Raw genomic sequence first — 18556 nt, 5'->3', positions numbered from 1 at the left:
TGATACTCAACTGCGTATAAGTCGTTCCCATGTCGATTCCTCTCGTCAGATAACATACTGTTTTCTAACAAGAGTCGCAGTTGAAGGTAGCGCGCTGTCGGAGTTCTTTAATGTTGAGACTGTGGTTATAGCGAAATCAACGACTTAGCATTCTCAATTAATGGGACTCTGTGTTCGGCAATTTTTTTCCGTGCCGTGTTCAAAAGCCGTCCTTCAGAATGGGGCGATCGATGACTGCTGTGCGGGACTTTGCCGCCATTCGTTTTTTGATCTTCGCTGACGCAGCATCGCTTCGCGCTTGCGGCATGTTTATCGCTGCGTTGCAGACCACGTCGCCGATGCGGTCATTTAACCTGGCTCTATGATGTCAAATTCAGGCCGCGCATTCGCTGCGCGGTATTAGAAATATCGACGCGCGGGAGGAAGTGTGAATTCACTGTATTTACAACAATCACCGCTTGTCTGATTCAAGCTATCTGGATCGTGGAAGACGGCCTTCGGGCAAGGCATAGCTATTCTTAGAATTCTAGAAATCGTCAAATTCCGGAACATTGCCCAGCCTAATAAGGAAACTTGGCGTTCCGACTTCTCCGCTGTTTGGATCCTCAAGAACCATGTAGGCGTCGGCTCCCGCGCAATCTTCGGATAGAGCTTCTCGTTCGGCTCTGTTTTGTGCCTCCGACGCCGTGGAATATTCGTATTGCTTGGCGATTTTTAGGCCAGCCTGTCCATCGCGCTCAGCCTTCGTTTCTACATATGTCTGACAGATATAGTGAATTTTCTCTGCGGTCTGCTCTGAGCTTGTCATGGATTTATCCTTAGAGGGAGCGAGGGGCGATTGGGAAGTTTGGGAGCGGCCTAAGACCGCCGAGTTTTGCGCGTAGCTTTGACCGTGGTTTCTGGTGGTGTTTTCGCTTCTCGTTCGAGGCGTGCGTTGCGAAGTCGGGTAATTTTAGCTTGTCGTTCTTCCGCATCTTCATCAACCATCTTCCTGACAACACGCGTCGTCTTGTCCATCGGGGTCTCTGGTTTAGCGTCATACGCTTTAAACACATTCTTTTTTGTGAGCTTCGCCATTTGTCGGTTTCCTTTTTTGTGATTTGAGGTTGGTTCGTTTAGGCGAGGTTTTTTCAAACCAGCATAAGGTGTTCGGACTTGCCCTGGATGTGACGCGGTTGTTTTGCGGGCAGATCAAAGAGTAGTTTCACGTCTATGTCCGGCGCGGCCATTGCATGCATCAGTGCCGTATAGTTCATCTGAAACCTCAGTTCGGAACCCGTTTTCAGCGTGCATCGGTTCACCCCAATGACCAGATGATCGCTCGTTGCACCGATCAATGCGCTTCCCACAGGCATTGAAAGCCCAGAAATGTCCGTGTCCTGATGCCCCATCGCGAGGATAACGCGCATGGACACACCACTGGTTGGTACAATGCGAAGTCTTGCCAAGGCTGGATCAATCATAGCTATGGGGAAAGGCGCAGGTTTTACCCCCGTTTCGATAACTTCCGCGACAAGCGTGAAGGCATCCGTGTGCATCCCGCCGATTTGGTCGCCGGAAATTGGGTCAACGCCTAGAAGAATTGCCTCCCCCAGTCTTAGGTCGTTGATGCGGCCAGTGGTTCGTTCTCCAAGCGCCCATGGCAAGTTTGCCGAGTTGCCACCGGACACGGTTTTCAGGAATGGGCCACACACACCCTCAACTTCGTTCGCGAGGTCGCAAAGAGAGGCCATTTGAGACGCAGTGGGGGCGATCCCGCTCAGACAGGCAAAGTTTGCGCCTATGCCTTTCAACGCCACCCCTTGCATTGTCATGACCTGCTGCGCAATTTTGGCTACATTCTCGGGTAAAATACCTTCGCGCTGATCGCCCATCTCGACCATCAGTATGATACCGTGAACCTTGTCTTTGCGGATGGCGGCAGACGCCAAGGCCGCAATGACAACAATATCTGTGTTATAGCTTGCTTCACAAAACCCAACGACCGCGTCGGCCTGACTTAACATCGGCGTCCGGATCAGCGTGACCGGGCATGTGATGCCTGCTTGGCGTAGCCTCTGCACATTGCTTATTCGTGCGTCCGCTAGACCCAAGGCTCCACCGTCCAGCATAGACTGAGCGATCGCAGGATGGCCGCAGACGGCCTTGGTAACGCCTGTGACGCCGATACCACGCGCGTCCAACCGTCGAACGACCGTTTCTGTGTTGCGACGTATCTTGTCTAAGTCCACTTCTATGCGTGGGCAGCTCATATCGCGGCCATCGAAGGCCTTTGCCTCAAACCGGGATATGCGGCCACCACCATCGCAAGCAAATTGGCAGCCGGTCGGGCCAACGCATCGGTGACAGGCAACCCGAGTTTGTATGTTTGTGCCGCGATCGTGTCGGTGATTTCGGCTTCGGTCATCCCTTCATGATTGAGCGTGATACCGATGACCTTTGTATTGGCAAAGGCCTCAATCAGGGAAATCTCACTTGCAGCGGAAGGCATTGGCATACTGGGAAAATCGCAGCGATGTGCGCGTTTTGGCGCGTGCTGAAGGATGACAGCATCTGGCTGGCTGCCCCGCAGAATAAATGCCGATGTGCAGAACGCAGGATGGCTCAGCGCGCCCTGACCTTCGATCAAAATGACATCGGGTTGCTCCGCTTCGGACGCCGCAACAATCGCGCCTTCAAGCTCGCCACAGCAGAACTGGGGCGGCACTGCATCCATTGCGATGCCATATTTGGCCCCCTGCATCAAGCCGGTCTGGCCTGTGCCGACAAGCACTGTCTTGATGCCCTTCGCATTCAGGGCGCGCGCCAAAACGGTCGCCGTTGTCCGCTTTCCAATGGCGCAATCGGTGCCGAGAACTGCAATGCGAAGCGCCTTGACACCAGCGACACTGCCATCGAATAGGCGCATGTCCTTGCTGGGTTTCGGCTTGCGGATGTCCCGGATCGTGACATTCCGTTCGGAGGCAGCTTTGGCGATTTCTCGATCATCGCTCAGATACTCATGCAGCCCGCTCACGATGTTCATGCCAAGCTCAATCGCTTTCAGAACAACGCCCCGATCCGCAGGCGAAAGCCGCCCCGTTGAGGGGGCCATCCCATAGATCAACGTATCGGGAATGACGGCTTGATGTGCAACTGCAACATCCAAATCATCAAAGATAGGGATGTGGTTCATTGTATCGTCGAGGACGGATCCGCTGTCTTGTCCGCCAAAGGTGCTGTCGATGACAGAAAGGATGCGATACGCCTCTGAATGGCGCACAAGCCCATTTGCAGTCTTGCCATCGATTTGCGCGAAGTTCCCCTCGCAATAGACGACTGCCGATGGTGGCGCTGTGACCCGCGTGATTGAGGCCGCATGTTTGGGTTCGCTGTGGGTCATTGGTGGCGCTTGCGCGCCTCTGACGGGACGACGGATGGTGTCGACAGTTTCAGATTTGATTTCCATTGTAGTTCCTTTTTGGGGTCGGCACGAAGGACAGAACTGTCCTCACCTGCGCATTTTAAAGTCCGTGTTGCCGTGCTTTGCGCTTAGTTGTTAAGCACGCAAAGCCCCTTTGATTTTTGGAAGTTCTTGTCGCATTCCCAGCGATTGCCCGATCTGTCCAAATGGGCGTTTTCGGGAACGTCGATCAATTCGCAAGTGTCGCCAGAGGCTTCGTATCCACGTTCACACTTCCACCCTGTTCCGTAAGTTGCGTCGTCAAAATAGGCATTTGCAGGGATCACGACGGCTTCGCACAGACCGTCCCGTTCAAAGAAGCCGCGCTCACATGTCCACGGCGGCCCGTATCCTGATCCATTCAGATAGGCGTTGGCCGGAACCGCAATTGCAGTACACAGGTCGCCAGTTTCTTCGAACCCACGTTCGCACGTCCACGTGGAGCCATACGAGGCATCTGCCAAGTATGCATTTGCGGGCAATACGATCTCCTGACATGTGTCATCGACCTTGATGAAGCCGCGCAAACAACGCCATCGTTCGCCTGACGTGTCCAAAAACCCACCCTCAGGCACCTCTACTGCTACACAGGCAGTTTCGTCGGCCCTGCGAAACCCATGTAGACATTCCCACCCGGAACCGTAGGACCGGTTCGTGTCATATGCGTTTTGCGGCACAATTATAGCGACGCAGGCATTTTCGTTCAGCCGGAATCCTATGGTACATTCCCAGCCATCGCCGTAACTTTTGGCACTGGCGTTCTCAGGCATTGGCTGATCGGCGGTTTGAGCAAAAGCTGGTATCGCAAGCAGCAGGACTGCAATAATCGAACCCATAAACAGGGCCATGAATGTTGGTGTATCCGCTGGAATATGGGCAGTGACAGATTGCGGAGGTCGCGGCTCCGTTAACTGTGATTTACGATCCATCTAACTCAAGCCCCGCAAGGCACGCGTCTGCCAGATCCCGGCTTGGGGTATCAGTGCCCGGCAATGTGGCCCAGCCAGTTTCCATCATGGCTTTGCGCCGCTGAAAGCTTGAAGCTTCTTGAAGTGTTGCCAGTTTTGTAGTGCGTTCCGTATCAGCCTCTGACAGATTTAGGCAAACTGGCACCATCGCCAATGTAACTTCGTCGGCAGCAAAGCTCTGAGCCATCTCGTCTGCACTGCCTGCAGTTGTCCAACCGCCCCAGGTGAAGCCAAGAATAGAAACTGCTACCGCGCCAACCAAGGCACCGTAGACACCGGGTTTCGTCCATTCGGGAAATGTCATTTTTGATCCTCTGACGGAGAAAGCGCCGCCGCACTATTTTTGATTTCGTGTTTGTTCGCGTTGGCCTGATCCTGTGCCAGAGCCAACTCCAGGTCTCGGTGATCCACTGCGCGCAGCTCTGACTTTCCTGCGTGCCAATCGATCAATAGAAACGTCGCGGTCCGTCGGTATGCGGCAAAGCTGTTGCTCAGCATGACGTCGTCGTCTGCCAACACTTCGTATTCACCCGCCGGCAGTTCATCGGTGTACCCCGCGACCACAAACGGATGAAGAAATGTCACAAATGATGTGGTCGTGCGCGACGACATCGGCAACCTTCCCAAACATCAGATCCCTGCTAAAGGACACGACAGCTGAATTTTTATGATGGATGATTGTGGTCCGCTCTGGCTGGCGATGCGCCTGTGCCGCAGAGAACCGCAACTTTCGTATTTCTCACATAGTCTCTTAGCGTCGGAAATACAACGTTGGTGATTCCGGCTCCATTTCTCAGACCACCCGTGCCCTTAAAGAAGTCAAGGTTAGCAAGCCTCCAGCGTGTGCATCGGAAGAACCTTCTCCAGTTATGTCATTTTCTCGATTCGCCTGTTCAGAAGCTGACATCTGCTGCGTCACAGAAGGTTGGTAGAGAGGGCGCTCACTTCGTTTTCGCCGCTACATTGTCGTAGGCCTCTTCCAAATTGGCGAACGGCACGTGCCGTCCGCCAACATGGGTTAGATGTCGATACGCTCTGCAATACTTAGAGCATCTTCTAGCTCAACGCCGAGGTAGCGCACCGTGCTATCAATCTTTGTATGGCCAAGTAGGAGTTGCACCGCGCGGCGGTTGCCTGTTTTGCGGTAGATTTCTGCAGCTTTGGTCCGACGAAGTGAATGAGTACCATAGCCACTGGGCTCCAATCCGATCGCTGTCACCCAATCACGGACAAGTCGACCGTATTGTCGCGTCGAGATATGGGGCCGATCGTGGAAACGGCTCGGGAACATAAAGCGGCAGCCAATCATTTCGGGTGATGTAACCCACGCAATGACGATTTCGCGGGTGTTTTCCGTCAGTTCAAACTGAACCGGTCTCTTGGTTTTGCTCTGGATGACCGAAATTCGTTCGCGCACGCGATCATCCTTGACCAAGTCGGTCACGGCGAGTTTGACCAGATCACAGCCGCGCAGCTTGCTATCGATCGCAACGTTGAACAGCGCAAGGTCGCGAAGATAGCCTGCAATTTCGAGCCGTGCACGGATGGCCCAAACCTGCTTTGGCAATAGCGGTCGTTTCTGTCCGATGATCCAACCCTTGCTCCAAGCTCGGCGTTTTGGGGTGACGGTAGGAAGTTGGACTCTAGGCATGATTTGCCCTCCAATCCGCCCTCCATACCCAGACATCAGCACCGCGCTGACGCCGAGAGCTTAGCATCGGATTGAATGGCCGTTATCCGAAGGCTCTATTGCGTAGTATCTCTACAGGTGTATTGGGCCGCAACCAGCCCATTTTATCGGATGCTGCGAATTTCACTAAATTCGGCTTGGTGAAGTGGTCCTTGCGATATTTTTTTAAATGTCCGGTTTCTTCTCCGCCACGGGACATTCAAATTCGAGCAGATGCAGCATTTTCCACGCTGCGAGCGCGCGCAGCAGGAAAACCGAATTCACACAATGGGCTCTTTTGAGACATTCGCTGCGCGCTGCCCGAACGGCGGGTTATGGTTGAGTGGCGCGAAAAGGACCGTTCTTACGGCAGCTTTCGTGTTTCGGCCGAGTCGTTGACTTTGTTGATTTAAGATTGTGGCAAAATCCCCATGCAAAACTTCACCTTTGGGATTGGGAACGCAGTCCGAAGCGCTTGTCATGTAGGGCAGACAAGATCGAAAATGCATGGTATCCACTAGGTGCGAAAAAGCAGGTAGGTGGATATGACCGAATTCGGCGATAGCCTTATTAGAGGTGCGAAAGAAGCATTAGCGATTGCTAAAGGTGAACTCGAGCCCGCTGCCATGTTCAAACTGGCGGAAGAAACAGAATTCCAACGTGACGCTGAAAACGCGGTCAAACCACCTAACCATCACGTTCGATCGGTTCGAAACCGCCCCAAAGAGTAAACGCCTGAACGCACCGAATAGCCGTAGTTGGAGCGCACTGTGATACCACGTTTGATATCTTAGGTATCTTCGCGAATAACACGCGGGTCGAGGGCACGATATACAGTCATACGGGAAACGCCGAGGTCGCGCGCGATCTGAGCTTTCGAATGACCGTCCTTAGCAAGTTCTCGGATTTTTTTGTCGTCCACACGCTTTTGTCTACCTCGATAAACGCCTCTGTCTTTCGCGGCGTCGATTCCCGCACGCTGTCTATCGCGGATGAACTTCAATTCCATGTCGGCTACCATACCGAGCACAGTTACAACCATTCGGCCCAAATCTCCCGCAGTCGTGACCTCAGGTTCCAAGATGCGAAGTGAGGCACCCTTAGTATCTAATTCGTGAATTAAATTCAGTACATCCCGCGTAGATCTACCAAGCCGGTCGAGTCGTTGGACGACCAATTCATCGCCCTCGCGCAAGAACTCCAAGATAGTCTCTAGTTCGGCACGTCCATCACGTACAGGTGGCTGGCACGCGCGCGCAAACATGATCGCGCTGCTGCGCTGCTAAGACGTCGACCTGGTCCTAAATTGATGAGTACACGGCTCAGCGATGCACATGAAGCAATCATCGAGAGATCCATTCGCCATGAATTCCTAACGCGAAATAGGATCAAACTGAGCCGAGTTCTGAAATTCATAAACAGTAAGCTTGCAGGGCAGGGCCTCCATACTGTTTCGATGTCTGCGCTCAAGTGTCGGATTGTCACCCTACCAGATCGACTTGTTACGCAAAAACGAGAGGGCAGCCAAGCTGCACGTCAGGATTTTCAGATTGTGAAGGGCCGGTATGAGGTGAAGGACCCTCTTTCGGTGGTTCAGGTAGACCACACCAAGTTGGATGTCATGGTAGTCGATCTCGAAACCGGTGAATGCATCGGTCGACCATACCTGACGACCCTAATTGATCTGGCGACTCGCATGCCGACAGGAATATTCTTGTCGATGGACGCTCCATCTGCAGTGAACCTCATGATGGCATTTCACCGCTCTGTATTTCCAAAGACTGAATACTTGGCCGTTCTTGGCATTCCTCACGAATGGCCAGTGTATGGCATACCTCAGACCATCAGCAGCGACAATGGAGCGGACCTGAAGTCGAAAGCGTTCAATCGCGGTCTCGACCAATATGGCATCGAACACATCTTTAGGCCAATTGCGCAACCACACTTGGGCGGGCATGTCGAAAGGTTCATCGGTACGATCCAAGGGTTTGTCCAAACCTTGCCAGGGACAACATTTTCAAACGTCGGAGCGAAGGGGACATATCAGCCGGAGAAACAGGCGCGGCTTACGCTACTTGATATCGAAAGACTTATCCTCAACTTCATGCTCAGGGAATATGTCTGCGACAAGAAACGCCGTTTACTGACGACGCCACTCAACATGTGGAATGTCAGCTGGCAGGAGAGCGGTGCAATACCACGACTCCCACTGGATCCACATCGTTTCCGGCTCGACTTTCTGCCATTTGAACAACGCAAGATTCAGCGGGAAGGCTTGGAAATATTTGGCATGTTCTATCGCTGCGATGCTCTTCAAAAGATGAAAAACTGCGGTGTTCAGAACGTTAATGTCAAATACGACCCTACCGACATTCGGAACATCCATATCAGCGCAGATGATGAGACTTATTATGACGCGAAGAGTGAAAAGTACCCGCGTTATCCGCTCTCCCTCGACGATTGGAAGCGAATTAATCGGGATCGTGATGAGCGCCTAAATCGAAACCTAAGCGCGCCAGACCCAGCTCTTGCCCATGATTTTCAGAAGCAAATCCTCCATGAGGCAAAGCAGCGTAACCGGGCTAAAAATGGAAAGTTTGGATCACGACTCTCAGGCGGCAAAGACATAAGAAACTTAAGGGATTACGAGACACAACAAAGGTGGAGAAATCAGTCATGAGAAGCTCGCCTTACCAAACTTTTCCCGACATGTCGCAAGGCTCCAACACCGAAAGGATCGCCTACATCCGGTCTAAGGTGGTTTTCCAAACTGAGGCCCGTCTTGGTTTCAAACGCTACCTGCATGAGCTCATGCAGAATCCGAGTCCTAGTGCAGAACGATTGGTCTTCATGACTGCGCCGTCGGGAATGGGTTTGACGTGGCTGATTGAGGAATTCATTGCCCAAAACCCTCCTTTCACCCAAGATAAGACGGGCAAGTCAGTGATCCCCGTTATCAATGAGCACATCCATCCTAATGGTGAAATCATCGACTATTGCGACAGTATGCGATCGGTACTTGCGGTTCCCGGTTACGGTGCAATGACACGTAAGAGTTCCTACCCAAAGACATTAGAACTCATTGGCCACCTTCAAACCAAATTGGTCATCCTAGAAGATTTCCATCGAACTCATAGCTTTATGAAGCATCAAAAGATTGCCTACCAGAATTATGTTCACCACCTCATTTCGAAATATGACGTGCGTGTTGTCCTGACCGGCCCGCCTAACATTTGGCGTTGGGCCATGGAAGATGAACAGACGTTAGGACGGGCGGTGCAGCTTCAGTACCATGAATGGACCTCCAACGACGACGACTTCATCGAGTTTCTTGAAGGCTTTGAAAGGTGGTGTCCGGTGCGAGACGGCAGCTCGCTCTCGCGAGACCCCAAGCTCCGGAAAACGCATGGCCTAATGGCATCGCTACTGAAGAACCGGGTTAACCTATTTTCGATCAAAGGATTGCGGCAAGGGCAGTGGGGTAGGGACCCGACATTCCAAGAACTGCGAGCTGAACTTGAGACTGAGCAAAATGCCGAGCTTGATCAACTCCTCTTACGGTTTCCAGCCAATTGGTACTAGATGCCTGTAAAAGCTGTCTCTTCCGATCACGCCGCTTTGCGTTCGCAATAAGGGTGGAAAGCGGAAGTTCGCTACACATGCAAACGCTCAGGAAATTACGGCGTGTCCATTCTGCGCTGTCTCTGAGGCGCTAGACTTGCCAGCAGATCCTGTACAATGAGGTTTTCACCGTATGAGGCGTTTAAATCGTTTAAATTACAGGAATTCTTATGTGGTTGATACTAAAGGGGAAGGAGTCCCATTAATTCAGTCCCATTATTTAAGGATTCCGACACGCGCACCAGGCTACACAGAAAAATCGCATAATCAGTATTATGTTGCATTGCTGACAGCTAAGCTAGACAGCATACCGTGTATTAAACGTCGTAGTATGACCTATGCCACGATACGTATTGCGCAATTCCGTCTTCTACACTCGTTTGTGGTGCGTAGCCGGTTAATTTTTGCAACAAGCTGTTGTCGGCCCAAGTTGCCGGGACGTCGCCTGCCTGCATCGGGAGCATTTGCTTTTGTGCGGTGTGGTTTGACGCACGTTCAATTGCACTGATGAAATCCATTAGTTGCACGCTTTCACCATTGCCAACATTAACCACGCGCCACGGCGCCACAGGAGAAAGGCTGTCGCCGTCAGGAACTTTTCCGTCTTGAGGTCGCTCTGGAATAGCGTCGATCAAAAGACGGATGCCGCGCACGAGATCAAGCACAAACGTAAAGTCGCGTTGCATGTCGCCATGGTTGAATACCTTGATTGGATTTGCGCCCATGATCGCACTTGTGAACAGATATGGTGCCATATCTGGACGACCCCACGGGCCATAGACAGTAAAGAACCGAAACATCGTCACCGGTAGATCAAACAGATGCGCATAGCTGTGTGACATGGACTCGGATGCTTTTTTGGTCGCGGCGTAGTACGACATTTGATGATCGACCTGATCTGTCTCTCGATACGGCATTTGCGTGTTTGCGCCATAAACCGAACTGGTTGAAGCCATAAGTAAATGTTTTGGCGGATGCGCGCGCGCTGCCTCGAGCAATTCAAAGCTCCCCATCAGGTTAGCCTCGGTATAAGCACGCGGATTTTCGATCGAGTACCGTACGCCGGCTTGGGCTGCGAGATGCACAGCAGCGTCAAATTTATGAGTTTCAAACAAACCCATCAGCAGCCCAGATTCTTCTACCCTACCCTTAACACTTTCGTAGTTCGCGTGCTCTAACAGTTGCGCCTCGCGAGCGGCTTTAAGTTGTGGGTCGTAATAGTCATTGTGACTATCAAAACCAACAACTTTAAAACCTTCGCTCAGTAGAAGCTGTGAAAGGTGAAAACCGATAAACCCAGCGGCACCAGTAACAAGAACCGTTTGCATTTTCATCAATCAACCTCAAATAAATCACGGGTAAAGACTTTGTCCGACACATCAGACAGTTCATCGGACTGGCGGTTCGCAAGGATCAAGTCGGCATCGGCTTTAAATGCCCCTAAATCCCTAATCACGTGGCTGTTAAAGAACTGATCATCATCAAGTACGGGTTCGTACACGATACACTCTATGCCCTTCGCTTTTATACGCTTCATGATACCCTGAATAGAGCTGTCCCTGAAGTTACTAGAGCCTGCCTTCATCACCAAGCGGTAGACGCCAACAACTTTGGGCTTTTTCGCAATTATCTGATCTGCGATGAAATCCTTGCGGGTTCTGTTTGACTGCACAATTGCGCTAATCAGATTTTGCGGCACTTGATCATAATTGGCCAGTAATTGTTTGGTATCTTTAGGTAGACAGTATCCTCCGTAGCCGAAAGATGGATTGTTGTAGTGGGTTCCGACACGTGGATCGAGGCTGACCCCCTCAATGACCTCTCGGGGGTTTAGGCCATGTGCGATGGCGTAGCTGTCGAGCTCGTTAAAATACGCAACACGCATCGCTAAAAATGTGTTTGAAAACAGTTTAATAGCTTCAGCTTCTGTTGCATCAGTAAAAAGAACGGGCATGTCCTTTTTCACGGCTCCCTCAACAAGCAAGTCCGCGAAGCGCCGCGCGTCATCGCTATGTGCGCCAACCACAATACGAGATGGATGTAAGTTATCATAAAGTGCCCTGCCCTCGCGCAGAAATTCAGGCGAGAAAATGACATTTTCATAGCCAAGCTCTGAACGCAGCCCCATGGTAAAATCAACAGGAACCGTAGATTTGATCACGATGACAGCTTGTGGCGCGATTGCATGCGCTTGCCCCGCAACGGCCTCAACGCTTGAAGTGTCAAAATGGTTCGTGTGTGGATCATAGTTTGTCGGGGTGGCAATAATGATGAAATCAGCGCCACTGTAAGCAGTCTGCGGATCCGATGTCGCCGATAAGTCGAGTTTTTTAGTCGCTAAAAATGTCGTGATATCGGCGTCTTCAATAGACGAAATACGTGAATTCACATGTGAAACGCGCTGCTCATCGATATCAATGGCAACAACCGTATGATTTTGCGCCAAAAGTACGGCATTCGATAAGCCAACGTACCCCAACCCTGCGACTGCGATTTTCATTATTGATTTCCTCTTAGTCATTTTGGATCGGGTCAAGTTCACTATGTTTTTTTTGCAGTCTACCGTTGGCTGTCAAGTCAGTATTCATGTTGATCTAACCCGACCGCTGCAAAACAATGAGTTTTATTGTTCTTCTGAAAACGGTAGGACAAACAAGTACAAAATCGGCCGAGGCACCATGACCGACGACAAAAACAATGAAAATACGGATGAAGCCCGCGTTGATGGCAAAAAAACCAAGGGTGATAAAATAGCACAACCTTTATGGTTTGCAGAGCTTGCTCCCGGTGGAACAGGCGAAGGGTTCTTTGAAAAAGGAACGCGTCACTCAATCATGTTTGTAAAGCGCCTACGACCAGTGTTGTTGGTCAGCTTTGATAATCTTTCCAATGTTTCCGACGACAGCCCCGAACGTGTACCTTGGGGGTTCAAATATGCCAAAGACCAAAGCATCTCTCATCTTGGGGTCTTTGCTCATGGCAAGCTATGGTATCGCGATCCGGCTTTGATCGCACGTATGCAAGAACTCGCGGCCTCCGGTTTTTTTGACGGATACGATCGCGTCGTGTTTGCCGGCGCTTCAATGGGTGCATTCGCGGCGCTCGTGTTTGCGTCATTGGTTCCAGGGTCACATGTATTGGCGTTCAATCCGCAAACTACGCTCGATGCAAATTTAGTCCCGTGGGAAGAAAGATATTGGATTGGACGTCGCCAAGATTGGACCCTGCCACTCAGTGATGCAAAAGGAATCCTGAACGAATGTGGCCCGATCAGCGTGTTCTACGATCCTTATTTCGCCCCCGATCACAAACATTTTGAACGTATCGCAGGTCACAATGTTACACCTTATAAGTGCTGGTTTTCAAATCATAAATCCGCTGTATTTCTTCGTAAAATCGACGCATTAAAACCGTTAATGCATGAAGGCTTGTTTGGCGAAATCACACCGCAGATGTTCTATCAACTGTACCGTGGGCGGCGCAACCTGCCTTGGTACGCAGGATCACTCCAGAAATACTACGCTGATAACGGCCGAGAGCAAATGGCAAATCTGGTCCGATCGAGTTTCCGCCGGTACAAACGATCATTGCAGTAACGGTAGGTGAGCATGACCGAGCCTTACACAGTCCTTCATGGTGGGTTTCACAAAACAGCATCGACGTATCTGCAGCGGATTCTCCACCGAAACCAAGGTTTTATGGACAAACGCGGTGTTCACTATGTACATCACCGCGTTATGCGAAAGCAGTTTACCGTCCCCTGCCAAGAAAACAGTTATCTAAATCTTGGCATCAAACGTAATGACATCATCGAAGCCGCGGAGCTTCGCGATCTGACATCGGCGTTCTTCGAACCTCTCAAAGAACGAAATCCAGAAAGACTGATCCTAAGCGACGAGAACCTTGCTGGGCATTGCGGACACTGCGCAAAACGCGGCGCACTATATCGTTTCCGTGACGCATTCATGAGCGTTACGGCCCGCGAAATTCCGTTTACCGTGCGCGAGGTTCATCTCGCGGTAAGAAACTATCCCGATTTTTACGCCGCAGCCTATGTCGAATACATCAGATCTTTACGAGCCATCAGCCCAACTGTGATTTTTCCAAATGTCATGGTTGATCGTGTTATGAATAACCTTTTGGGCTGGAACGGTGTGATCACGCAGGTTCAAAAATACTTCCCCGAGGCCAAGATCTATATTTGGAAATTCGAGGACTTTCGTGATGACCCCAACATGGCTAATCAAATTATTCGAAATCTTGCAGGACCAAATATCGACATAACTAAATTCAAAACACCAAAGGATGACCGACGACGGCCATCCGCGTCAGCACGGGCAATGAGTGAAATCCAAAACCTCATTTTATCCGTTGGTATTGCAGAGGCCGCGGGGCAAATTCGCAACATTCAAGAACAGTTCCCACGCAACGCCGAGAACGCCGGGTTTGACCCTTGGAGCGACTGGGAGCGCAAACATCTTTCTAATCTGTACGAGAACGACATTGCGCGCCTTGGGAATGACCCGGCTGTAACGATTGTTAAGTCCGACCCCCTATTTTCCTAGCTATAGGAATAGTGGGAACTATTTGATATATTTCCCTTTTGACCAGTGGGTTAAAGGTGGTAAAGGATGCTTATGAAACGATCTTTTCTTATCCTGAACGGCCCGAATTTGAACCTGCTTGGCACACGTCAACCTGAAGTGTACGGCACGACGACATTAAAAGATGTCGAAGACCTATGCACAGCAAAGGCGAACGCGCTTGGCGTTGACATGGTGTTCGAACAAAGCAACCATGAAGGTGTCATGATTGATTTGATGCATGACGCGCGCGGAAAGCACGCTGGCATCATTTTAAATGCGGGCGCATACACACACTCTTCTGTCGCGCTCATGGATGCAATCTCAAGCATTATGCTGCCAGTGATTGAATTACACTTATCAAACATTCATGCGCGAGAAGCGTTCAGACAAACATCGTATATATCCAAGGTTTGTATTGGCCAAATATGTGGATTTGGTGCTGCAGGTTATCCGCTCGCGATGCAAGCATTGAACGAATATTTAGGTGATTCTGCATGAGAAGCCTCGTTGATCAGCTATCACGGTTGACCAACGCAAGCTCTGTGGAGGAGTTGTGGAAACTTCACACCGAGCACATGGAAAATTATGGGTTTGACCGGCTGATGTATGGTTACACCCGTTACCGCACATCAAGTTCGTTAGGTGATCCGCAGGATTGGGTACTGCTATCATCCCAAACACCAGAATACATGAAGGTCTTCTTTGACGAAGGCTATTACTACCATGCGCCTATGCTCAAGTGGGCTCTTGCCAACGACGGTGCTTGCAGTTGGCGCTGGATGATGGATATGGGCCGGATTGATAACCTCACGCCTAGTGAATTACGTGTGATGGAATTCAATCGAAAAATGAAAGTAACGGCGGGTTATACCGTCAGCTTTCGATCTATTTCCGAACGTACAAAGGCCGCTATCGCACTCACTGCAAAGCCAGGGATTACGCAAGATACCGTTGAGCAGACTTGGGCAAAGCATGGTGACGAAATCATTGTCATGAACAATGTCATGCATCTAAAATTGCTTACCCTGCCCTACACTGGCGAACGCCACCTGACTAAACGGCAGCGCGAGGTACTGCAGTGGGTTGGTGACGGTAAAACAACGCAAGACATCGCAGTTCTGCTTGAGCTCACGCCAGCGACTGTCGAAAAACACCTCAGACTCGCAAGAGAAGCTTTGGATGTCGAAACAACGGCACAAGCTGTACTCAAGGCAGCGTTCTACAATCAAATGTTTGTAATGGACGTCGAACCTTAGCAATTCCATCTGTCTCACCTGCGAAAAACCAAGACATTTTGTTGCTTTTGACCTAACGGCAAAAAATACAATGCTACGCGAGGTCAGGATTACCTGACTTTCGTAACGCTACGTCATTTGACACACTGCAGAGGTTCCGTGAGTGGTGGCCTTAGGCCTGGGAACAGCGAATTGGACCCTTGCGATTTCAAGGCCCTGCAGTTCGTGCCGGTTATCCGGACGCTGATGTCTTGGGTTTGCCTTTGGGCATCAGCACCCCCTGATGATTGCGCGTCTCGTCCCGAAATTGGACGTGCATAAATCATAGCGGCACCGTGTCTTTTCCCGAGCACGGTGCCGCGTCCTTTTTTAAACGGCTAACACATTGGGAAAAATTCAAGATACGCGTCAGGGATATCGTCGTAATCATCATATTGTGTGATCACCGGCTCAGCGCCGCCATACTCAGTTACTTCCATCAACCATGGATCGCTACCATCGACATCGTTCTCAATTCGTGTTTGCTGCTCACCATCTTGATACAGAAGGTATATTTCATCACCACCATCAAGTTCGGTTGCCGAAATCAACAATGAACCGTCGGGTGCATATGCATCCATTTTTGCGGCCCAGTTAAACACGCCATCCGTTCCATCATCGGCGTCCAGTCTAACAACCAAAGACAATGCTCCATCTTCATAGAGGGCTTGACGCGAAGTGCCGTTATCATAGAGCGTGGTCGCGTTCGCGACATTTCCGTTATCGTCGTAATTAAAGACGATGTTATCCCAACTGACATTATCGAGCACATCCTCTTTTACCGTTTGCGTACGAACATCGTCGCTGTAGGAATCAGTCTTTTCCACACCGTTATCATAAACGGTTACACGATCTGCGATTTGGCCAGACGTATCATAGTAAGTTTCGATGCTATCCCAAGAATATTGGTTATTGTCGTCAATGACGGTAGCCGAAGTTGTCGTCATAATATCATTATAGTTGCGTCTGATTGCAGCTTATAATTGTACATCTAAACTCTGATGAACCCCCTATAACTTCATGGCAAACAGACAAATGGGGCTCGCTGATGTATCAGCGAGCCCCATCTTAAAACGATAGTAAGCGCGTGGTTAGCCGTTCAATTTTGCAACTTCTGCAGCGAAATCTTCTTCGACTTTTTCGACACCTTCGCCAACTTCTAGACGGGCGTAGCCAGTGATTTCAACGCCAGCTTCTTTGGCTGCATCTGCAACTGTCAGGTCTGGGTTCACAACGAACTGTTGGTTCAGCAAAGTGATTTCAGCCATGTATTTCTTCATACGGCCAACGATCATCTTTTCGATCACAGCTTCTGGCTTGCCAGATTCACGTGCGATATCGATTTGAACCTGCTTTTCTTTTTCAACAACAGCGGGGTCAAGATCAGCTTCTGAAAGTGCTGCAGGGTTTGCAGCAGCGATGTGCATAGCAACCTGACGGCCGAATTCTGCATTGTCGCCATTCAAGGCAACTAGAACACCGATGTTGCCCATACCAGGCGCCGCTGCGTTGTGCACATAGTTAACAACAGATGCACCTTCGAGAGCAGCCATGCGACGCACAGACATGTTTTCGCCGATAACAGCAACTGCGTCAGTTACAGTCTGCTCAACAGACTTACCGTCCATGTCAGCAGCCTTCAGCGCGTCAACGTCAGACACACCCAAAGCAACGTTTGCGATGCCGGAAACCATTTTCTGGAAGTCAGCATTTTTACCAACAAAGTCGGTTTCAGAGTTCACTTCAACAGCGATCCCTTTGCCGTCTTTGACAGCAACAGCCACAAGACCTTCAGCAGCCGTACGGCCGGATTTCTTAGCCGCTTTTGCAAGACCTTTGGTGCGCAGCCAATCAACCGCAGCTTCCATGTCGCCAGCAGTTTCAGTCAGCGCTTTTTTCGCGTCCATCATGCCTGCGCCAGTACTGTCGCGCAGTTCTTTCACCATTGCAGCGGTGATTGCCATGTTACTTCTCCTTAAACGGAATTCATTGATCTGCGGGAGGGGGGAATAAGCCCCCTACCCGACCGTTTTGTGACGCTTACTCAGCAGCTGCTTCTTCAGCAACAACTTCTTCTGCGAACTCTTCCATTGCGCCCATGTCAACGCCAGCTGCACCCAGCTGAGCGGACATACCGTCAAGCGCTGCACGTGCAGCCAGATCGGTGTAAAGCGCGATGGCACGTGCCGCGTCATCGTTACCTGGAATGACGTAGTCTACGCCGTCAGGTGAACAGTTGGTATCAACAATAGCTACAACTGGGATGCCCAGTTTCTTAGCTTCTGCGATGGCCAGATCTTCTTTGTTGACGTCGATGACGAAAATCAGGTCAGGAACGCCGCCCATTTCGCGGATACCGCCAAGTGATGCTTCTAGTTTGCCTTGCTCACGCTCCATACCAAGACGTTCTTTCTTGGTCAGGCCAGCAAAGCCTGCTGCAGACGCTTCGTCGATCGCTTTCAAGCGGTTGATAGACTTTGAAACAGTCTGCCAGTTTGTGAGTGTCCCGCCCAACCAACGGTGGTTCATGTAGAACTGCGCAGATTTCTCAGCAGCTTCCATGATTGGCTTTGCAGCTTGACGCTTTGTGCCTACGAAAAGAACGCGGCCGCCTTTCGCGACTGTGTCACGGATAACTTGCAAAGCCTGGTCCAACATTGGAACAGTCTGTGTCAGGTCCATGATGTGGATGCCGTTACGAGAGCCGTAGATGTACTGACCCATTTTCGGGTTCCAGCGTGCGGTCTGGTGACCAAAGTGTACGCCTGCTTCAAGCAGTTGGCGCATGGAGAACTCAGGAAGAGCCATGTCTTTTTTCCTTTTCCGGTTTCAACCTCAGCGGGGGATTAGGCAAATGCCCAACCGGTGGATCCTTTGGGATTTCTCCCCATTGGACCCGCCCCCGCCTGCGGGATTAAGTGCGTGCGCTTTAACTTGGGATTATGCCGGACGCAACCCTTTGGCTGCCTCCGGCGGGAGTATTTTATACAAAGCGA

21 protein-coding genes are annotated in these 18556 nt (G+C 50.7%); 7 read left to right on the top strand and 14 right to left on the bottom strand.

What is annotated here, in order from left to right:
- Positions 1–526: 526 nt before the first annotated feature.
- From CLV80_RS16805 to CLV80_RS16770, 8 genes are all read right to left on the bottom strand, one after another.
- On the bottom strand, positions 527–808 hold the full coding sequence (locus tag CLV80_RS16805) for a hypothetical protein (RefSeq protein ID WP_106359097.1): 282 nt from the start codon (positions 806–808) through the stop codon (positions 527–529).
- 50 nt (positions 809–858) lie between these two features.
- A complete protein-coding gene (locus CLV80_RS16800; protein ID WP_106359096.1) occupies positions 859–1077 on the bottom strand; it encodes a hypothetical protein in 219 nt (72 codons plus the stop codon).
- A 53-nt stretch (positions 1078–1130) separates the two neighbouring features.
- Positions 1131–2252 (bottom strand): alanine/ornithine racemase family PLP-dependent enzyme, encoded by a 1122-nt coding sequence (locus CLV80_RS16795; protein WP_106359095.1) that lies wholly within the window; start codon positions 2250–2252, stop codon positions 1131–1133.
- Complete coding sequence (locus tag CLV80_RS16790) at positions 2249–3448, bottom strand: N-acetyltransferase DgcN family protein (protein WP_207766608.1); 1200 nt, start codon at positions 3446–3448, stop codon at positions 2249–2251. Before CLV80_RS16790 ends, CLV80_RS16795 begins: the two co-directional genes overlap by 4 nt.
- Before the next feature lie 83 nt (positions 3449–3531).
- Positions 3532–4371 (bottom strand): hypothetical protein, encoded by an 840-nt coding sequence (locus CLV80_RS16785; protein WP_243394605.1) that lies wholly within the window; start codon positions 4369–4371, stop codon positions 3532–3534.
- On the bottom strand, positions 4361–4714 hold the full coding sequence (locus tag CLV80_RS16780; protein WP_106359094.1) for a hypothetical protein: 354 nt from the start codon (positions 4712–4714) through the stop codon (positions 4361–4363). Before CLV80_RS16780 ends, CLV80_RS16785 begins: the two co-directional genes overlap by 11 nt.
- On the bottom strand, positions 4711–5022 hold the full coding sequence (locus tag CLV80_RS16775; RefSeq protein ID WP_106359093.1) for a hypothetical protein: 312 nt from the start codon (positions 5020–5022) through the stop codon (positions 4711–4713). The genes CLV80_RS16780 and CLV80_RS16775 overlap by 4 nt, the downstream gene beginning before the upstream one ends.
- 406 nt (positions 5023–5428) lie before the next feature.
- The gene (locus tag CLV80_RS16770) at positions 5429–6061 is read right to left on the bottom strand and encodes a tyrosine-type recombinase/integrase (protein WP_106359092.1); all 633 of its coding nucleotides are present in this window, start codon (positions 6059–6061) and stop codon (positions 5429–5431) included.
- A gap of 563 nt (positions 6062–6624) precedes the next feature.
- Here CLV80_RS16770 and CLV80_RS16765 point away from each other — a divergent pair.
- The gene (locus CLV80_RS16765) at positions 6625–6810 is read left to right on the top strand and encodes a hypothetical protein (RefSeq protein WP_106359091.1); all 186 of its coding nucleotides are present in this window, start codon (positions 6625–6627) and stop codon (positions 6808–6810) included.
- 59 nt (positions 6811–6869) lie between these two features.
- Here the strand turns inward: CLV80_RS16765 and CLV80_RS16760 are convergent, their stop codons facing one another.
- On the bottom strand, positions 6870–7343 hold the full coding sequence (locus CLV80_RS16760; RefSeq protein ID WP_106359090.1) for a recombinase family protein: 474 nt from the start codon (positions 7341–7343) through the stop codon (positions 6870–6872).
- Positions 7344–7388: 45 nt separating this feature from the next.
- On the opposite strand from CLV80_RS16760, the gene CLV80_RS16755 reads away from it, so the two are divergent.
- Together CLV80_RS16755 and CLV80_RS16750 are read left to right on the top strand one after the other, a co-directional pair.
- Positions 7389–8759, top strand: a complete 1371-nt coding sequence (locus tag CLV80_RS16755) for a TnsB C-terminal domain-containing protein (RefSeq protein WP_106359089.1) — start codon at positions 7389–7391, stop codon at positions 8757–8759.
- Entirely contained in the window at positions 8756–9661 is a 906-nt protein-coding gene (locus tag CLV80_RS16750) for a TniB family NTP-binding protein (RefSeq protein WP_106359088.1), read from the top strand. Before CLV80_RS16755 ends, CLV80_RS16750 begins: the two co-directional genes overlap by 4 nt.
- 356 nt (positions 9662–10017) lie before the next feature.
- Here CLV80_RS16750 and CLV80_RS16745 read toward each other — a convergent pair whose 3' ends face one another.
- Positions 10018–11028: a GDP-mannose 4,6-dehydratase gene (locus CLV80_RS16745; protein WP_106359104.1), complete on the bottom strand. Its 1011-nt coding sequence runs from the start codon at positions 11026–11028 to the stop codon at positions 10018–10020.
- 5 nt (positions 11029–11033) lie between these two features.
- Positions 11034–12200, bottom strand: a complete 1167-nt coding sequence (locus CLV80_RS16740; protein ID WP_106359087.1) for a nucleotide sugar dehydrogenase — start codon at positions 12198–12200, stop codon at positions 11034–11036.
- A gap of 178 nt (positions 12201–12378) precedes the next feature.
- On the opposite strand from CLV80_RS16740, the gene CLV80_RS16735 reads away from it, so the two are divergent.
- From CLV80_RS16735 to CLV80_RS16720, 4 genes are all read left to right on the top strand, one after another.
- The gene (locus tag CLV80_RS16735; protein WP_133169789.1) at positions 12379–13296 is read left to right on the top strand and encodes a hypothetical protein; all 918 of its coding nucleotides are present in this window, start codon (positions 12379–12381) and stop codon (positions 13294–13296) included.
- A 12-nt stretch (positions 13297–13308) separates the two neighbouring features.
- Entirely contained in the window at positions 13309–14265 is a 957-nt protein-coding gene (locus CLV80_RS16730) for a hypothetical protein (RefSeq protein WP_106359085.1), read from the top strand.
- A gap of 72 nt (positions 14266–14337) precedes the next feature.
- Positions 14338–14784: a type II 3-dehydroquinate dehydratase gene (gene aroQ, locus CLV80_RS16725; RefSeq protein WP_106359103.1), complete on the top strand. Its 447-nt coding sequence runs from the start codon at positions 14338–14340 to the stop codon at positions 14782–14784.
- The gene (locus CLV80_RS16720) at positions 14781–15542 is read left to right on the top strand and encodes a LuxR family transcriptional regulator (RefSeq protein WP_106359084.1); all 762 of its coding nucleotides are present in this window, start codon (positions 14781–14783) and stop codon (positions 15540–15542) included. The genes aroQ and CLV80_RS16720 overlap by 4 nt, the downstream gene beginning before the upstream one ends.
- Before the next feature lie 356 nt (positions 15543–15898).
- Here the strand turns inward: CLV80_RS16720 and CLV80_RS16715 are convergent, their stop codons facing one another.
- From CLV80_RS16715 to rpsB, 3 genes are all read right to left on the bottom strand, one after another.
- Positions 15899–16507, bottom strand: coding sequence for a hypothetical protein (locus CLV80_RS16715; RefSeq protein ID WP_106359083.1), 609 nt, complete (start codon positions 16505–16507; stop codon positions 15899–15901).
- 144 nt (positions 16508–16651) lie between these two features.
- Complete coding sequence (gene tsf / locus CLV80_RS16710) at positions 16652–17524, bottom strand: translation elongation factor Ts (protein WP_106359082.1); 873 nt, start codon at positions 17522–17524, stop codon at positions 16652–16654.
- A gap of 76 nt (positions 17525–17600) precedes the next feature.
- On the bottom strand, positions 17601–18368 hold the full coding sequence (gene rpsB, locus CLV80_RS16705; RefSeq protein ID WP_106359081.1) for a 30S ribosomal protein S2: 768 nt from the start codon (positions 18366–18368) through the stop codon (positions 17601–17603).
- Positions 18369–18556: the final 188 nt, after the last annotated feature.

It is taken from the genome of Yoonia maritima (genome assembly GCF_003003285.1).
Taxonomy (GTDB): domain Bacteria; phylum Pseudomonadota; class Alphaproteobacteria; order Rhodobacterales; family Rhodobacteraceae; genus Yoonia; species Yoonia maritima.
Note: the sequence above shows the minus strand (reverse complement) of the source record. Positions and strands in the feature narration are given on the sequence as shown.

What these genes read in the sequence shown, in the direction of transcription:
- CLV80_RS16780 (WP_106359094.1), bottom strand. Translation starts at nt 4,714, where the DNA reads ATGACATTTCCCGAATGGACGAAACCCGGTGTCTACGGTGCCTTGGTT.
- CLV80_RS16755 (WP_106359089.1), top strand. Translation starts at nt 7,389, where the DNA reads ATGAGTACACGGCTCAGCGATGCACATGAAGCAATCATCGAGAGATCC.
- aroQ (WP_106359103.1), top strand. Translation starts at nt 14,338, where the DNA reads ATGAAACGATCTTTTCTTATCCTGAACGGCCCGAATTTGAACCTGCTT.
- CLV80_RS16800 (WP_106359096.1), bottom strand. Translation starts at nt 1,077, where the DNA reads ATGGCGAAGCTCACAAAAAAGAATGTGTTTAAAGCGTATGACGCTAAA.
- CLV80_RS16740 (WP_106359087.1), bottom strand. Translation starts at nt 12,200, where the DNA reads ATGAAAATCGCAGTCGCAGGGTTGGGGTACGTTGGCTTATCGAATGCC.
- tsf (WP_106359082.1), bottom strand. Translation starts at nt 17,524, where the DNA reads ATGGCAATCACCGCTGCAATGGTGAAAGAACTGCGCGACAGTACTGGC.
- CLV80_RS16765 (WP_106359091.1), top strand. Translation starts at nt 6,625, where the DNA reads ATGACCGAATTCGGCGATAGCCTTATTAGAGGTGCGAAAGAAGCATTA.
- CLV80_RS16795 (WP_106359095.1), bottom strand. Translation starts at nt 2,252, where the DNA reads ATGAGCTGCCCACGCATAGAAGTGGACTTAGACAAGATACGTCGCAAC.
- CLV80_RS16745 (WP_106359104.1), bottom strand. Translation starts at nt 11,028, where the DNA reads ATGCAAACGGTTCTTGTTACTGGTGCCGCTGGGTTTATCGGTTTTCAC.
- CLV80_RS16790 (WP_207766608.1), bottom strand. Translation starts at nt 3,448, where the DNA reads ATGGAAATCAAATCTGAAACTGTCGACACCATCCGTCGTCCCGTCAGA.
- CLV80_RS16730 (WP_106359085.1), top strand. Translation starts at nt 13,309, where the DNA reads ATGACCGAGCCTTACACAGTCCTTCATGGTGGGTTTCACAAAACAGCA.
- CLV80_RS16805 (WP_106359097.1), bottom strand. Translation starts at nt 808, where the DNA reads ATGACAAGCTCAGAGCAGACCGCAGAGAAAATTCACTATATCTGTCAG.
- rpsB (WP_106359081.1), bottom strand. Translation starts at nt 18,368, where the DNA reads ATGGCTCTTCCTGAGTTCTCCATGCGCCAACTGCTTGAAGCAGGCGTA.
- CLV80_RS16750 (WP_106359088.1), top strand. Translation starts at nt 8,756, where the DNA reads ATGAGAAGCTCGCCTTACCAAACTTTTCCCGACATGTCGCAAGGCTCC.
- CLV80_RS16720 (WP_106359084.1), top strand. Translation starts at nt 14,781, where the DNA reads ATGAGAAGCCTCGTTGATCAGCTATCACGGTTGACCAACGCAAGCTCT.
- CLV80_RS16715 (WP_106359083.1), bottom strand. Translation starts at nt 16,507, where the DNA reads ATGACGACAACTTCGGCTACCGTCATTGACGACAATAACCAATATTCT.
- CLV80_RS16770 (WP_106359092.1), bottom strand. Translation starts at nt 6,061, where the DNA reads ATGCCTAGAGTCCAACTTCCTACCGTCACCCCAAAACGCCGAGCTTGG.
- CLV80_RS16735 (WP_133169789.1), top strand. Translation starts at nt 12,379, where the DNA reads ATGACCGACGACAAAAACAATGAAAATACGGATGAAGCCCGCGTTGAT.
- CLV80_RS16775 (WP_106359093.1), bottom strand. Translation starts at nt 5,022, where the DNA reads ATGTCGTCGCGCACGACCACATCATTTGTGACATTTCTTCATCCGTTT.
- CLV80_RS16785 (WP_243394605.1), bottom strand. Translation starts at nt 4,371, where the DNA reads ATGGATCGTAAATCACAGTTAACGGAGCCGCGACCTCCGCAATCTGTC.
- CLV80_RS16760 (WP_106359090.1), bottom strand. Translation starts at nt 7,343, where the DNA reads ATGTTTGCGCGCGCGTGCCAGCCACCTGTACGTGATGGACGTGCCGAA.